Consider the following 15,005-nt stretch of genomic DNA (forward strand, 5'->3'; position numbering starts at 1 on the left):
TCTCCTTCCAAGTCGCTCAGCGAAGCACTGAGAATCCTGTGAATGCAATTGCCATAAGTCCTGCCGTAATAACTACGATCGGTGTACCCTTCCATGATTCAGGAATATCGTTGTATTCCATCTTCTCACGAAGACCTGCCAGGATCGTGATGGAAATAGTAAAGCCGACTGCTGTTGCAAATCCGTTAACGATACCTTCGAGAATATTGTACTCGTTGGATACGTTAAGAAGTGCAACGCCAAGAACTGCACAGTTAGTTGTGATGAGTGGAAGATATACGCCAAGTGCTTCATACAAAGGCTTAACGAATTTCTTCAGGAACATCTCAACGAACTGAACCAGCATCGCTATTATAAGTATGAAAACTATTGTATTAAGATATACCAGATCCAACGGAACAAGTATGAACTTATACAGAAGTCCGCATACTGCAGATGCAAGTGTTATTACGAATATGATAGCTCCGCCCATTCCGGCAGCGCTGCTGACTTTCTTGGATACTCCAAGGAAGGGACACAGTCCGAGGAACTGTGATAATACAACGTTATTGATCAGGGAGGACATGATCAGTATGCCTATAAGCTGACTTACTACGTTCATTCGTCATCTTCCTCCTTTTCTTCTTTCTTGTCTTCTGCCTTATCTTCCTTTGCAGAAGCTTCTTTCTTCTCTTCCTTCTTATCTTCTTTGTTAGAAGGGATCTCCATATCTACGTTCATGCATCCGCCGCTCTTATACTTGGATACGTCTTTGCCCTTCTCAGCTCTTTTCCTGTTAATTCTGTTCATGGCAGCCATAAGTGTTCCAAGAACAAGGAAAGCACCAGCCTGAAGAACGAAGATACTGATAGGAGTATACATTCCAAAGAACTTACCAACTGGTCCTGGAACGATAGTTCCTTCGCCAAGGATCTGAACGTTAAACGCTGTTCCTGCACCGAGGAGCTCACGTACAAGACCGATGATAGTGATGGAACATGTAAATCCAAGTCCCATTCCGATTCCGTCGAAGAAAGCCGGAACTGCACCGTGTTTACTTGCATAAGACTCGGCACGGCCGAAGATTATACAGTTAACAACGATAAGCGGAATGTAAACGCCAAGTGCTGCATTAAGTGTAGGCAGAAATGCCTGCATAAGGAGATCTACCAGTGTTACGAATGAAGCGATAACAACTATGAATGACGGGATTCTTACTGTATCCGGAATGACTTTTCTAAGAAGGGATATTACCAGGTTAGAAAGAGCCAGAACGAATGTTGTTGCAAGTCCCATTGAAAGACCGTTGATAGCGCATGTTGTAACAGCCAGTGTAGGACACATACCAAGTACAAGTACTGTGGTAGGATTTTCTACAACTATACCATTTAAAAATCTCTCAAGCGGTGTGTCTGCAGGAAGCCCGAGAGCGCCTTTTTTTCTTTCACTCATCTTACTGACCTCCTTTCAGAACGTTTGTATAATACAGGAGGCCGGCATCTACGCCATTAGTAACTGCCTTTGAAGTGATAGTAGCACCGGAAATAGCTTCTATTGAGGTGTCAGTAGCACTTGTTTTACCTGTTCCGTCCTTAACTACTTTATAAGTTACTGTTGCATCAAGACCGCCATCAACCGTGTACTGAGGTACGAGCACCTTCTCAGCGTTCATACCAAGACCAGGAGTCTCGCTGATGGAGATAAGAGATATTCCGTTGAGTACGCCGTCTGCTGTGATACCCATTGAGAACTTGATCTCATCGTTGTATCCCTTTGATGTGATCTGAACGATGTAACCGATAACGTTGCCGCTTGCATCGTAAGCTTCGATAACAGAATCAATAGTTACGCCTGCAAGATCTGCTGATGAGCTTGATACAGACTGAGCTGCTGCAGCGTCAACTATATTATCCTGGCCAAAAGAGCTTGCGGTTGCAAATACAGCTTTATTAGCCTCTTCTACTTTACGGGCATTCTGATCTGCGATAGGCTGCTTTGTGATCTGATATACAAGCCCAAGAAGAACTCCCGCGATAAGTGTGATCACGAAGAGGATAAGTGCATTTTTGATCATATCGCCGGTCTGATTCTTCTTAAGATCGGCTGTCTGTTCATTGCTCATGCTTTTACCTCCTTACGTGATTTTTTTGGAATACCGAATGCTCTTGGAAGTGTCCATCTTTCGATGAGCGGAACGAGAAGGTTACCGATGATGATCGCATAGGATACGCCTTCTGCGCCTGATCCGAAGATTCGGAATATTCCGGTAAGAAGTCCAAGGACTATACCATAAATATATTTTCCCACATTAGTGATAGGACTTGTTACGTAGTCTGTAGCCATGAAGAAGGCACCAAGCATAAGTCCGCCGCCGGCAAGCTGTGCAGAAAGATATGCAGGATTCCATCCGCGTCCGCCAAAGATGATTACGAAAAGTCCGAAGGAAACGATGTATGATCCAGGAATTCTAAGATCGATGACACCTGCCATGATAAGTACGCAGGCACCTATAACGATGGCGATCATTGATGTCTCACCAATAACACCGCCTGTGAATCCTTCGATCATCTTCATTACGTCAACTTCTTCGCCAGCCTTTAAAGCTGCAAGAGGTGTAGCACCTGTATAAGTATCAGTAACGAAATCGGTCATAAGTCTCGGAAAAGAGATAACGAGGAAGCATCTTGCTCCGAGAGCCGGGTTCATGAAGTTCTGTCCAAGTCCGCCGAAAAGCATTTTGACAACCAATATACCGAAGATACCTCCGATGATCGGAAGCCAAAATGGAGCTGTACTTGGAAGGTTTATACCAAGAAGGAGTCCTGTTACTACTGCTGACAGATCTCCGATCGTATTTGGCTTATGCATGAGTTTCTCATAGATGAACTCTGTTGCTACTGTTGTAGCAATGGACAACAATATAAGAACCAGAGCATAAAGGCCAAAGTTAAATACGCCAAACGCAGCCGGAAAACAAAGTCCTATGATTACCCACAGCATGATATTGGTAGTCGTAGAGCCGCTCCTGACATGCGGATTGGACGACACATTTCTAAATTCGCTCATATTGTCCTCCCCTTATTTCTTCTTGCGCTCAGCAAGCTGTATTTTGCGCATGCCTTTAATAAGCTGTGTCAAGTGACGATGTGCCGGACAAATAAATGAGCAGCATCCACATTCGCAGCATTCCATGCCGTACTCTTTAAGGAATCTCTCTGTCTGTCCATGCTCGACAGCATCAGCAAGATTCTTGGGTATAAGCTGTTCAGGACAAGCTTCTACGCAGCGTGCACAGTTGATACATGCTGTAGGCTCCATAGCAGATACAGCGTCTTCTGTAAGACATGTAAGAGCTGATGCAGTCTTGGTTGTAGGAACTTCTGTATCCCATACGGCAAATCCCATCATAGGACCACCGGAGATGATCTTCTGAGGTGTCTTGTAGAATCCGCCTGCATCCTCAAGAAGTTCGTTATAGCTTGTACCGATTCTTACCTTGTAGTTGCAAGGCTCCTTAATAGCATCACCTGTGATGGTTACGATTCTCTCCATCAGAGGTCTTCCTTCTGTTACAGCGCGGTAAATAGCACAGAGCGTATCAGTATTATCAACGATACAACCTGCATCTGCAGGAAGCATTGAAGAATTGATACTTCTACCCGTGCATGCATAGATAAGCATACGCTCAGCACCCTGAGGATACTTGGTCTGAAGCTGCTTAACTTCAAGCTTGGGTTCATCCTTTACAAGCTCACGAAGCTTTTTTATCGCCTCGGGCTTATTGTCTTCAACCGCCAGTATTCCCCTTGCATTAGGGAAAAGAGATACTGCGATCTTAAGTCCGCCGATAATAAGCTCAGGCTCTTCGATCATACGACGATAATCTGAGGTAAGGTAAGGCTCACACTCAGAGCAGTTAGCTATAACATATTCGATTTTATCGGGTTCTTTAGGAGATAATTTGACAGCAGTGGGGAATCCCGCACCACCCATTCCGACGACCCCGGCCTCTCTGACAGCAGCTACTATTTCTTCGCTGGTCATCTCCTCCCATGGCTTTACTTCGGGCCATTCTACTTCTTCATAGAGTCCATCGTTCTCAACGATGATACTGTTACACATGCCACCGGTTGCAAGTCTTCTTGGCTCGATCGCCTTTACGGTTCCAGATACGGTCGCGTAGATCGGCGCTGATACGAAGCCGGAAGCTTCTGCGATTTTCTGACCGGTAAGGACATGGTCACCTACTGCCACTATCGGGGATGCAGGTGCTCCGATATGCTGTGATAACGGATATACTAGATCACCCTTTGGCAGAACACTTTTGATGGGTTTGTCCATAGTCAGCTCTTTGCCTTCATATGGATGGACTCCCCCTACGAACGTTAGTCGCGCCATTTCCTACCCTTCTTTCTGATATTATTTTATCAGTTGCCTATTGATGCAAAACAATACAAAAAGCAAACCTCCCATGATCCTGTTCTGACCCGAAATGCAATAAAAGTTGCAGTCAATATGTCTCCAGGTTCTGCTTACTTTTCATATAGCATCACAATAATATTTTACGACTATAATTATAAAAATTCCATATATTGATTTTGATATTTTAACCAATATTCAGCATATTTAATATGTGATATTTTTTATCAAATTAACGTATAGTCAATTTTATAGTTACCATTGTTTATAAAAAAACATTTATTGTATAAAGTTAGCATTTGCTAATACATTGTTAATGCATTGGTTCTGACATTGTGATAAAATATTTTTGCATTATATTTATGCTAAAAGAACGAGGATTCAATTTAGATGAAAATAATACAAAAGGAAATTCCATTTAAACCTACTTCTCTTCCGGCTTATCCGATCGATAAGATCGTAAGTTGTCCTGAGAAGGCTCTTTTTATAGATATTGAGACTACAGGTTTTTCTGCCAAGACTTCAAAGCTCTATCTTATAGGCTGCGCCTACTATGAGCAGGAATCCTGGCATCTGGCCCAGTGGTTTGCAGACCAGAAGGATGGCGAAGCTGAGATTCTTAATGCCTTCCTTATGTTCGCATCAACCTATGACACTCTTATCCATTTCAATGGCAACAGATTCGATCTTCCCTACATCAAGGCCAAATGTGAGCAGCATGGTATTGTAAACCCATTGGATGATATGGTTTCAATTGATATATATAAGCTTATATCTCCTTACAAGGATGTACTTGGTCTTGAAAACTGTAAGCAAAAGACTATCGAGCAGTTCCTTGGAATAACCCGTGACGATCTCTACAGCGGCGGCCAGCTTATCGAGATATATGAGAAGTATCTTGATACCAAGAATGATGAGTTCTACGGTCTTCTGATACTGCACAACGAAGATGATGTTAAGGGTATGGCTGAGATTCTTCCGATCCTTTACTATTATGATTTCTTTGATAGTATTCATAACACGCCTGCTCTTCATATGCGAACAGATGTTCCGCAGGATGAGCTGACTGAGACTCTGCCGCTTCGCGCAGTCAAGGTTCAGGCCAACTACTATACCGATATGGATGGCAAGGAAAAGAAAGAAATCTTCATGAAACTTACTCTTCCATTTGAACTTCCGGTGCCTTTCAAGTGCAATCTTAACGGTATATTTTTACAGGTTGAAGAAAAGCATGCTCTGCTCAGAATCCCGCTTTTCGAGGAAGAGCTTAAATACTTCTATTCCAACTACAAGGATTATTACTACCTTCCTGACGAAGACCAGGCCCTTCATAAGTCTGTAGCCACCTTCGTAGAAAGATCTCACAGAGTCCAGGCCAAAGCAGAAAACTGCTATACAAGAAAGCCGGGACAATATCTAAGACAGTGGGATCTTGTATTTACGCCTTTCTTCAAGCGTGAATATAAGGAACATGCGATGTATTTTGAACTTACGGATTATATTAAAACAAACAGATCAGCAATGAGTCTTTACGCTTGTCACGTACTGGAATATCTGTTTGATCAGTAAACCAAAAAGCTCCGGCACCGCCGGAGCTTTTTGATAGAGGAAAATTAGTTGATGCAGTTACGATCCGATGTTCAGCTCGGATCTATTTTTGTGGTTTCTCGTAGTAGAAAGAATTCTTTCTAACAAATCCAATGTCTTTATAATTTATGATCTGCTCTGTTGCGCCGATAAAGAGGATTCCTCCAGGTGCAAGAGCATCATAATACTTTCTGAATGTCTCATCCTTAGCTTCTTCTGTGAAGTAGATAAGAACGTTACGGCATACGATAAGGTGGTAATCCTTCGGATACGGATCTCTTAAAAGATCTGCCTGCTTGAAGGTTACTCTGCTCTTGATCTCGTTGGAAATAGTTACTGTTCCATCAGGATTCTTGGTAAAATATTTCTCCTTAAGATCCTTAGGTACACCGTTAATTTCCTTTTCTGCATAGATTCCAAGTTTTGCCTTGGCGATCGCAACAGAATCAAGGTCTGTAGCCAGGATGTTGATCTGATTAAGCGGAACATGGCGTGATAAGAGCATTACAATTGTATAAGGCTCATCACCTGTTGAGCAGGCTGCGCTCCAGATCTTAAGGTTCTTACCAAACTTACCCATAAGCTCCGGTACCATTTCCTTATCCATGAGTGACCACTGATCAGGATTACGGAAGAATTCTGATACGTTGATGGTAAGGTATGTTACAAATGCATGGAGAACTTCCTTATCCTTCTTGATCATCTCCATGAACTTATCATAGCCTTTAACCTCATACTTGCCGATAAGGGTGTCTATACGACGCTTCATCTGCTTCTCTTTATAAGCATTCAGATCTATCTTGGTCAGGTCGTAAACTGCCTTTTTAAACCACTCATAATCATATTCCATACTACTTGTAACCTCCACATAAATTATAAGTATATGTACTGATTCTATTTTTTAGAAATACTCCAATAAGAATATCGGATGAATTTATATAAAAATTAGACTGAATATAAAAAAGCTCCGATAGAGTTAAACTCTACCGGAGCCTTGTATACTTATTGAATTGAATAATTGATGTAATTATTCTTCTGTCTGCTCTGCGATAGCCTGCTCGATGTCAACAGATGCAACATCTTCGCCATCATCTTCCTTCTTCTCAGGAGCGAGCATAGCCTTTACAGAAAGGCTGATCTTGTGCTCATCTTCGTTGAAGTCAACGATCTTAGCTGTAACTTCATCACCAACCTTAAGTACATCTGCTGGCTTATCAACATGATCCTTAGAGATCTGTGATACGTGAAGAAGTGCGTCGATACCAGACTCAAGTTCAACGAATGCACCGAAATCTGTCATACGAGCAACCTTACCAGTTACAACGTTGCCTACAGCATACTTCTCAGAAGCGTTCTTCCATGGATTTCCATCTTCGAACTTTCTGGAAAGAGCGATCTTCTTGCCGTCGATAGACTTAACAAGAACCTTAACTGTATCGCCAACTTTAAATACTTTCTTAGGACTCTCAACACGGCCCCAGCTCATTTCAGAGATATGAAGAAGACCATCAGCACCGCCAAGATCGATGAATGCACCGAAATCTGTAACGTTCTTAACTGTTCCTTCAACAATGTCTCCAGCCTGGATCTTATCGAAAAGCTCCTTAGCCTTCTCAGCCTTCTCAGCTGCGATAAGCATGCGTCTGTTTCCGATATATCTTCTTCTGCGAGGATTGTACTCTGTTACTACGAACTCGATTTCCTGATCCTGATATTTTGTAAGATCCTTTTCATAAGTATCTGATACAAGGCTTGCAGGGATGAAGATTCTAACTTCATCAACTACTACTACAAGACCACCTTCCAGAACCTGTACAACTTTTGCAGAAAGTGTTTCTTTGTTATTGAAAGCTTCTTCAATCTTCTTATTGCCACGATCAAGAGCAAGTCTCTTGTATGACAGTACTACCTGTCCATCAGCATCATTGGCTTTAAGAACCTTGACATCCATCTTGTCTCCAACGTTAAGCTTTGTTGTAAGATCAAGACTGTTATCGTTACTGTACTCATTTCTGGAAAGAATACCGTCGGACTTGTAACCAATGTTGAGGATGGCTTCATCAGGTTTAACATCGATTATAGTACCTTCAACGACCTCCCCTGTATGAATTGTCTTGAATGACTCGTTGAGCATCTGCTCAAATGTCTGTTCCTGTTCTGACATATGTCTGAACCTCCTCAATAATATTCTTCGGGGTTGACGCCCCAGCGGTAATTCCCACTTTATATATACCCTCAGGAAAATCCTTGGGTAAGTCATCTACTGTTTGTACGAAATATGTATGTTTGCATTTTGCTGCGCAAATCTCATACAGTTTCCGTGTGTTGGAACTTGTTGTTCCTCCGATCACTATCATGGCATCAGCTTCAGCAGCAATTTTTTCTGCTTCTGTCTGTCGCTCCTGTGTAGCATTACAGATAGTATTCACAATATTAATATTGTAGCCTTTGCTATTAAAAATTTCAACCACATCTTTAAATTTTTTGTAATTAAATGTGGTCTGAGAGACGAGTGTAAGCTCAGTTTCCACTGGGAGTGTGAATTTCTCTGCGTCTTCAAGGCTCTCTATTACGTAAACCGGTCCATCAGCCCAGGACACGATGCCCTCTACTTCAGGGTGTTTCGCGTTACCAGTTATGATTATCGTACGACCTTTACGAGACTCTTCATCAACAATCTTATGGATTCTTTTTACAAAAGGACAGGTGGCATCTACATATGATATACCCCTGTTTTTGATCTTCTCCTCAGTTTCCCTTGGAATACCATGGGCTCTGATGACTATAGTTCCATCATCAGATACATTGGAAAGCTCTTCCGGAGAATTAACAACTTCAACTCCCTTGCTCTCAAGATCCTTTACAACTTCTTCATTGTGGATGATAGGACCGTATGTGTATATTTTATTGTCATTATGCTCTACCTGCTCGTAAACTGTATCAACAGCTTTCTTTACACCAAAGCAGAAGCCTGCATGTTCAGCTAAGATAACTTCCATGATTCCTATTCCTTTCTCAGCGAACTGTCATTACCTGAGGTCAGGTTCAAATATCAATCTGATACCTTATGAGATCTTGGCCATTTTCAGCCAGCTCATACCTCAAACAATTGCAAATCATTTTGTATTATACAATTCAATTATCTTATCAGCAACCTCTTCTATAGACATCTCTGAAGTATCTACAAGAATTGCGTCATCAGCCTGCTTGAGAGGTGATGCTTCTCTGTGCATGTCGCGGTAATCTCTTTCTGCAATATCCTTCTCGATCTCGGAAAGAACTGCTTCCTGGCCTTTTGCGATCATCTCTTTATATCTGCGCTGTGCTCTTACTTCAACACTTGCTGTAAGGTAGATTTTAAGGTCAGCGTTTGGAAGAACTACTGTTCCAATGTCGCGGCCGTCCATTACTACGTTCTCTGTCTGAGCAAGTTTTTGCTGAAGCTCAACAAGCTTTTCTCTAAGTCTTGCTACCTGAGATGTCTTGCTTGCCATAGCGCTTACTTCAGGATTTCTGATAAGTCCGTTAACGTTCTCTTCTCCAAGCATTACAACCTGCTCGCCGTCAATATATTTAATAGTGATCTCAGCAGACTGAGCCTTCTCTCCGATCTCTTCCATGTTATCCGGATCCACATTCTGACGGGACAGGTACAGTGCCATTGTTCTGTACATAGCTCCTGTATCAACGTAGATAAATCCAAGCTTTCCTGCCACTATTTTGGCAATTGTACTCTTTCCTGCTCCTGCAGGTCCGTCGATTGCAATCTGATGACTCATTTAAAAAATCTCCTTAAAATTTATTCTTCTGCTGCTGCGCAAAGTCCTGCCAGATGTCCTGTAGACCATGCAATCTGAAGGTTGAAGCCTCCTGTCACAGCATCAAGATCTAAAACTTCTCCCGCAAAATAAAGTCCTTTTCTGAACTTTGATTCCATGGTCGAAGAATCTATCTCCTTTACATTAACTCCGCCTTTAGTAACAATGGCTTCGTTGAATCCTCTTGTTCCTGTTACTGTCATAACAAGATCCTGAGTGAGGTTTATAAGCTTCATTCGCTCTTCCTTGCTTATCTCGCTGACTTTCTTATCAGGCGCGATACCTGAAAGATTTATCATGACCGGAATAAGCTTTGCCGGGAAAAGACCTCCAAGTATATTCTTGAAAACTTTTTTATTACCCTCTTCAAAATCACGGATAAGTCGCTTATCAAGCTGATCCCTGGTCAGTGCCGGTTTAAGATTAAGATGTATCTGGTACTTTATTCCCTCTTCATAGCAGGTACTTGCTGTAAGAATAAGAGGACCGCTTATACCAAAGTGTGTAAAGAGCATTTCGCCAAAGCCTTCGTATACGCTCTTTCCGGCTTTGCTCTTCTTTTTCTTTTTGGCTGCAGCACCATCGTCTTTCTTAACTACGCCAAGAGTCTTGATCTCAGCTTTGTTAGCCGGGCCCTTTTCATCATCCTTGTCATCTTCGCAGACAACCATTTTGACGCTGACATTCTTAAGTGACAGTCCCTGAAGCTCTTTGACCCAAGGCTCTTTAACTTCAAGAGGCACAAGGCTCGGATATGGCTGCGACAAGCTGTGTCCTGCCTTACGGGCGAATCTGTAGCCATCACCTGTAGAGCCGGTGCTTTCATAAGAAATACCGCCTGTACATACGATAACTGCATCAACAGGAATCTTCTCCTTCTTGTTTACAGTTATTGATACTACTGTATCGTCCTTGTATTCAATTGCAGTCACTTCGCTCTTGTATTCGATCTTAACGTGTAAACGCTGAAGATATCTGACAAGAGTGCCTATGATATCTGAGGAATGATCTGAAACGGGGAAAACTCTGTCTCCACGTTCTACCTTGAGATGGCAGCCGTTCTTCTCAAAAAAGTCGCATACGCTGTCATGATCAAAAGCATAAACTGCGCTGTACAAAAATTTGGGATTACGGCATACATTGCCAAAGAACATGTCGGTATCTGCATTGTTGGTAACATTGCATCTACCTTTACCGGTGATATATATTTTTTTACCGGCTTTTTCATTTTTTTCGTATATAGTGACTTTCGCGCCACTTTCGGCTGCAGCTACGGCCGCCATCATTCCGGCGGCGCCTGCACCGATCACTGCAATATTTTTCATATAACTCTCAACTTCAGTTATTTTAGTTGCTTACTTGAATGACTGATAGGCAGCTTCCAAAAGTCCTATCGAATCATCATGACTAAGATCATAGTCACCTGTAACAGCCATACAGCCGCTTCCGTGGATGAAGATCCACATCTTCATGAAGAGCTGCTCCGGCTCTCTTACGCCCTGGGTTCTTGCACGATCAACTTCTTTAACAACGTATTCCTGACCTCCGTTGACAAGGGCATACATGCTCTTATCTTCGTCATTACCTCCTGTCAGAAAAAGAAGTCTGAAGAGGTTAGGATACTTCTGAGCAAACTCGATATATGCCATACCGAGGTCTACAAAAGGTGTTTCGTTATTCTTAGGATAGGATGCATAGTAGTCTTCATAAAATACAGACGCCTTCTTAAATACATCATCCTTGAGCCCCTCCATATTGTCATAAATACGGAAAATAGGCTGTGTTGAACATCCCGCAGCTGCAGCAAGTTTTCTTGACGTTATTGCTTCATACCCCTCTTTTTTAGTGATCTTGAATGCTGCATTAACAATTTCTTTTTGTGTAATTGTTGCTTTACGTGACATTGTGCTCCCCCTTATGCAATTTTTTATAACGTCCGTTATCTATTTTACATTGTGTCACGGTACATTGTCAAAACAAGATTACAGCAAAAAGAAGGCCTTCGTATCAGCCTTCTTCTATCTGTTTTATAAGATCTGCAAGGACGATCTCAACATTTTCGCACTCTTCATTAACAGTTATGTCTGCATACTTTTTGTATAGCTTCATGCGTTCATCATAGAGCTGTTCAAAAGTCTGTCCCTCGCGAATCACAACGCCGCGCTGCTTGATATCGGAAAGTCGCTTTACAAGGCGGTCATAGTCCACATGGAGATATACAACTTTTCCGATGCTCTTAAAATGCTCCATGGCTTTTTCGCCATATACAGCACTTCCTCCTGTGGAAATAACTGTTTTCTCACAGTCTATAGATGCATTAACTTCATTCTCGATCTCTATAAAACCATCAATGCCTTCATCTTCGATGATCTGGCTAAGCTTTCTTTCCTGCTTCTCCTGGATAAGGATATCAGAATCAATGAACTTGTATCCTAAAACCTTGGCAAGGATAACGCCCAGTGTACTCTTGCCGGAAGCGGGCATTCCAATAAGTATAATGTTATCTTTTGAATGTTCTGTATTTCTGTCTGTCATTTTAAAACCTTATCTGTGATCTATATTTTAGATTATCTTTTAACCAAGAAAAAATCTTTTTTAAAGATCAATTTATCTATTATCAGTTTTCATAACTCTTATGAGTCACTGTCACTTCCTTATCTTCAACTTCAAGAACTGCGTACATCTTTTTCATGTCAGACTGTCTTGGAAGTGAGATGCTGCCTGGGTTAAGGATTATGAATCCATCATCAAGCACTTCGTAATGAGGGATGTGAGTATGGCCATAGATGAGCATATCACAGCCCTTACTCTGTGCATAATAGACCATCCTGTTCATGTCCATGCCCGGATGGCAGTGTGTATTGTTGCAGGAATGACCGTGAAGTAAAAGGACTGTCCTTCCGCCGAGTTTAAATATCTTTTCAAGCGGGACGTCTCTGCCATAGTCGCAGTTGCCCTTAACGATATGCGTATGGTAATCAACCGGTCCCAGTACGCCCTCAAGAGTATCTTCCAGATCCCCCGCATGGATCAGCACATCAAACGGTGACTCATCCTTGATCTTCTGTTTCATATAAGCCTGCTGCCCATGTGAATCACTGAACACTATTGCCTTAATCATTATTAACTCCTATGCATTTCTATGTACGTTTTACATGGATGTAATACAGGACATGTCCAGAAGTTCATGGATGAACTTCTATGTACCAGATACAGGATGTATCTAGTACATGTTTAGAAGTTCATGGATGAACTTCTATGTACGTTTTACCAGTCTGAATCCCAGTCGGATCCACCTGAATCCCAGGAATCGTTGCTGTCCCAGTCAGAATCGGAATCCCAATCGGAATCAGATGAAGAACTGAAATTTTCTTCATAATAGTCGCTGCTGGTAAATGATGTATTTATATCCCCATCAGAGTAGGAATATGATCCTTCATAATAGTCGGAATACTCTGCATCAGCGTCTATGTACGGACTACTTCCGTAATAGTACCAGTCATCGGCATAATAGTCATATGTATACCATGCATCATCACGGCTGTAATATGTAGTACCGCCTATATTGTAGTAACCGTTCTTGTTGACCGGCTCCATGATCTTGCCCATGAAAGCCAGCAGCAGAGCTACTACTACAGCAATGATCGCATTTCGTATAATGCGCTTTTTGTTAATAGAATTCTTAAAAGTCTTAAAGACAAAATAAAGCGTTACCGGAATTATTATAAACGGAGCAAACTTAAGATACTCTCCGATGGACGCAAGCCAGGATAATCCAACAAAGCCAAAGAAGATATATACTATATAATCCCAGAAGCCCTTCTTTTCAGACGGTTTATTTCTGCCTGAGCTACTGCCGCTACTTCTATAGCCACTACTCTTTGGAGGCTGATTACTCTTTTGTCTTGCAATCTCATCCTTGAGTTTTTGATACAGTTCATTAACAGCATATGACTCGTCGCCACCCTTGTATCTTACTGCTCTTGAGCCGTCCGCCTTATTTTTATATACAACAAAATCACCCGAGTCATCTTTGTAGATACCGAATGCCTTGGGCTCTTTTATATCTTTTCCGATAAAAAATCTTGTAGTCTCTTCCGGAGGAAGGTGATGATCTATGTACCACTGCTTAAGCTGCTCGATAGTTGTAGGAACTCCTGAAGCTTTACGTACATTATCGTTTGGAGCGCCGCAGTTGGGGCACTTTTCCAAGGTATCATCATACTGGGAGCTGCAATAATCGCAAACCTTTTTCATCGTTTTTCCCTTCTGATATTTTTTCTGATTTTCTGAAAAATATAGTTCACCTTAAATATGTCATTTACAGGTCTATCATTTACAAGCCACTATCTTAACACATCAGCACGCGTTCGCAAAGAGCAAAAAAGAGCCATCCCCCGAAGGAAACAGCTCTTTTAAAATGCACTAACAATTAAGCGTTAACGATCTTGCCGAAGTCAGGCTTAAGGCTTGCTCCGCCGATAAGACCGCCATCAATGTCAGGCTTTGAAAGAAGCTCTGCAGCATTGCCAGCGTTCATAGATCCGCCGTACTGAATACGAACTGCTTCAGCTGTTGCCTGATCATAAAGCTTAGCGATAAGCTCACGAATGAATCCGCAAACTTCCTGAGCCTGATCAGCTGTAGCTGTCTCGCCTGTTCCGATAGCCCAGATTGGCTCGTAAGCGATAACGAGTTCTTTAACCTGATCAGCTGTTACGCCGTCAAGATCCCATGTGATCTGTCTCTCGATCCACTCTTTGTAAGTACCAGCCTTACGAAGTGCAAGAGACTCACCACAGCAAAGGATTGGCTTAAGACCAGCAGCGAATGCCTTCTTAACCTTTGCATTGATAAGGATATCATTCTCACCGAAGATATCTCTTCTCTCAGAATGTCCCATGATAACGTACTTAACGCCTGCATCTACAAGCATAGGTGCAGAGATCTCACCTGTGAAAGCGCCGCTGTCTTCAATATAGAAGTTCTCAGCACCAACCTGTACGTTTGTACCAGCAACAGCTTCAACAACTGTTGTGATATCGATAGCAGGTACACAGTAAACAACATCTACGTCGTCGTTCTTAACAAGATCCTTAAGCTCAGCGCAAAGTGCCTTAGCTTCTGAAGGAGTCTTATTCATCTTCCAGTTACCGGCAATAATTCTTCTACGTGCCATTTTCATATTCCTCCGAATTTTGA

Annotated in this window: 16 protein-coding genes; 1 reads left to right on the forward strand and 15 read right to left on the reverse strand. The window is 42.1% G+C overall.

Features of this window, described 5'->3' with window-relative positions; genetic code table 11:
- Window positions 1-16: 16 nt before the first annotated feature.
- From WAA20_RS13320 to rsxC, 5 genes are read right to left on the reverse strand one after another with little or no spacing between them, the layout of a single operon-like run.
- Window positions 17-601, reverse strand: coding sequence for an RnfABCDGE type electron transport complex subunit A (locus WAA20_RS13320; protein WP_338801222.1), 585 nt, complete (start codon window positions 599-601; stop codon window positions 17-19).
- Window positions 598-1,431 (reverse strand): electron transport complex subunit RsxE, encoded by an 834-nt coding sequence (locus WAA20_RS13325; protein ID WP_073390001.1) that lies wholly within the window; start codon window positions 1,429-1,431, stop codon window positions 598-600. The genes WAA20_RS13320 and WAA20_RS13325 overlap by 4 nt, the downstream gene beginning before the upstream one ends.
- A gap of 1 nt (window position 1,432) precedes the next feature.
- Entirely contained in the window at window positions 1,433-2,101 is a 669-nt protein-coding gene (locus WAA20_RS13330; protein WP_073389999.1) for an FMN-binding protein, read from the reverse strand.
- The gene (locus WAA20_RS13335) at window positions 2,098-3,045 is read right to left on the reverse strand and encodes an RnfABCDGE type electron transport complex subunit D (protein WP_073389998.1); all 948 of its coding nucleotides are present in this window, start codon (window positions 3,043-3,045) and stop codon (window positions 2,098-2,100) included. Before WAA20_RS13335 ends, WAA20_RS13330 begins: the two co-directional genes overlap by 4 nt.
- Window positions 3,046-3,057: 12 nt before the next feature.
- Window positions 3,058-4,377, reverse strand: coding sequence for an electron transport complex subunit RsxC (gene rsxC / locus WAA20_RS13340; RefSeq protein ID WP_073389996.1), 1,320 nt, complete (start codon window positions 4,375-4,377; stop codon window positions 3,058-3,060).
- Window positions 4,378-4,788: 411 nt separating this feature from the next.
- Between rsxC and WAA20_RS13345 the strand changes: the two genes are divergently transcribed.
- Window positions 4,789-5,967 carry a ribonuclease H-like domain-containing protein gene (locus tag WAA20_RS13345; protein WP_073389994.1) on the forward strand — a complete coding sequence of 393 codons (1,179 nt, stop codon included), beginning with the start codon at window positions 4,789-4,791 and terminating at the stop codon, window positions 5,965-5,967.
- An 82-nt stretch (window positions 5,968-6,049) separates the two neighbouring features.
- On the opposite strand, the gene WAA20_RS13350 is transcribed toward WAA20_RS13345, so the two are convergent.
- From WAA20_RS13350 to tpiA, 10 genes are all read right to left on the reverse strand, one after another.
- The gene (locus WAA20_RS13350) at window positions 6,050-6,835 is read right to left on the reverse strand and encodes a protein-glutamate O-methyltransferase CheR (RefSeq protein ID WP_073389993.1); all 786 of its coding nucleotides are present in this window, start codon (window positions 6,833-6,835) and stop codon (window positions 6,050-6,052) included.
- A gap of 177 nt (window positions 6,836-7,012) precedes the next feature.
- Complete coding sequence (gene rpsA / locus WAA20_RS13355) at window positions 7,013-8,149, reverse strand: 30S ribosomal protein S1 (RefSeq protein ID WP_073389991.1); 1,137 nt, start codon at window positions 8,147-8,149, stop codon at window positions 7,013-7,015.
- Entirely contained in the window at window positions 8,124-8,984 is an 861-nt protein-coding gene (gene ispH / locus WAA20_RS13360; protein WP_073389990.1) for a 4-hydroxy-3-methylbut-2-enyl diphosphate reductase, read from the reverse strand. Before ispH ends, rpsA begins: the two co-directional genes overlap by 26 nt.
- A gap of 117 nt (window positions 8,985-9,101) precedes the next feature.
- Complete coding sequence (gene cmk / locus WAA20_RS13365) at window positions 9,102-9,764, reverse strand: (d)CMP kinase (RefSeq protein ID WP_073389988.1); 663 nt, start codon at window positions 9,762-9,764, stop codon at window positions 9,102-9,104.
- 20 nt (window positions 9,765-9,784) lie between these two features.
- Complete coding sequence (locus WAA20_RS13370; RefSeq protein ID WP_073389987.1) at window positions 9,785-11,128, reverse strand: NAD(P)/FAD-dependent oxidoreductase; 1,344 nt, start codon at window positions 11,126-11,128, stop codon at window positions 9,785-9,787.
- A gap of 30 nt (window positions 11,129-11,158) precedes the next feature.
- The gene (locus tag WAA20_RS13375; protein WP_073389985.1) at window positions 11,159-11,707 is read right to left on the reverse strand and encodes a TetR/AcrR family transcriptional regulator; all 549 of its coding nucleotides are present in this window, start codon (window positions 11,705-11,707) and stop codon (window positions 11,159-11,161) included.
- Window positions 11,708-11,810: 103 nt separating this feature from the next.
- Window positions 11,811-12,338, reverse strand: coding sequence for a shikimate kinase (locus tag WAA20_RS13380; protein WP_073389984.1), 528 nt, complete (start codon window positions 12,336-12,338; stop codon window positions 11,811-11,813).
- Between the two features lie 82 nt (window positions 12,339-12,420).
- On the reverse strand, window positions 12,421-12,924 hold the full coding sequence (locus tag WAA20_RS13385; RefSeq protein ID WP_073389982.1) for a metallophosphoesterase: 504 nt from the start codon (window positions 12,922-12,924) through the stop codon (window positions 12,421-12,423).
- Between the two features lie 146 nt (window positions 12,925-13,070).
- On the reverse strand, window positions 13,071-14,060 hold the full coding sequence (locus WAA20_RS13390) for a hypothetical protein (RefSeq protein ID WP_073389981.1): 990 nt from the start codon (window positions 14,058-14,060) through the stop codon (window positions 13,071-13,073).
- A gap of 175 nt (window positions 14,061-14,235) precedes the next feature.
- Window positions 14,236-14,982, reverse strand: a complete 747-nt coding sequence (tpiA, locus tag WAA20_RS13395) for a triose-phosphate isomerase (protein WP_073389979.1) — start codon at window positions 14,980-14,982, stop codon at window positions 14,236-14,238.
- Between the last annotated feature and the right edge of the window lie 23 nt (window positions 14,983-15,005).

The sequence above is a fragment of the Butyrivibrio fibrisolvens genome, from assembly GCF_037113525.1.
Lineage (GTDB): Bacteria > Bacillota > Clostridia > Lachnospirales > Lachnospiraceae > Butyrivibrio > Butyrivibrio fibrisolvens.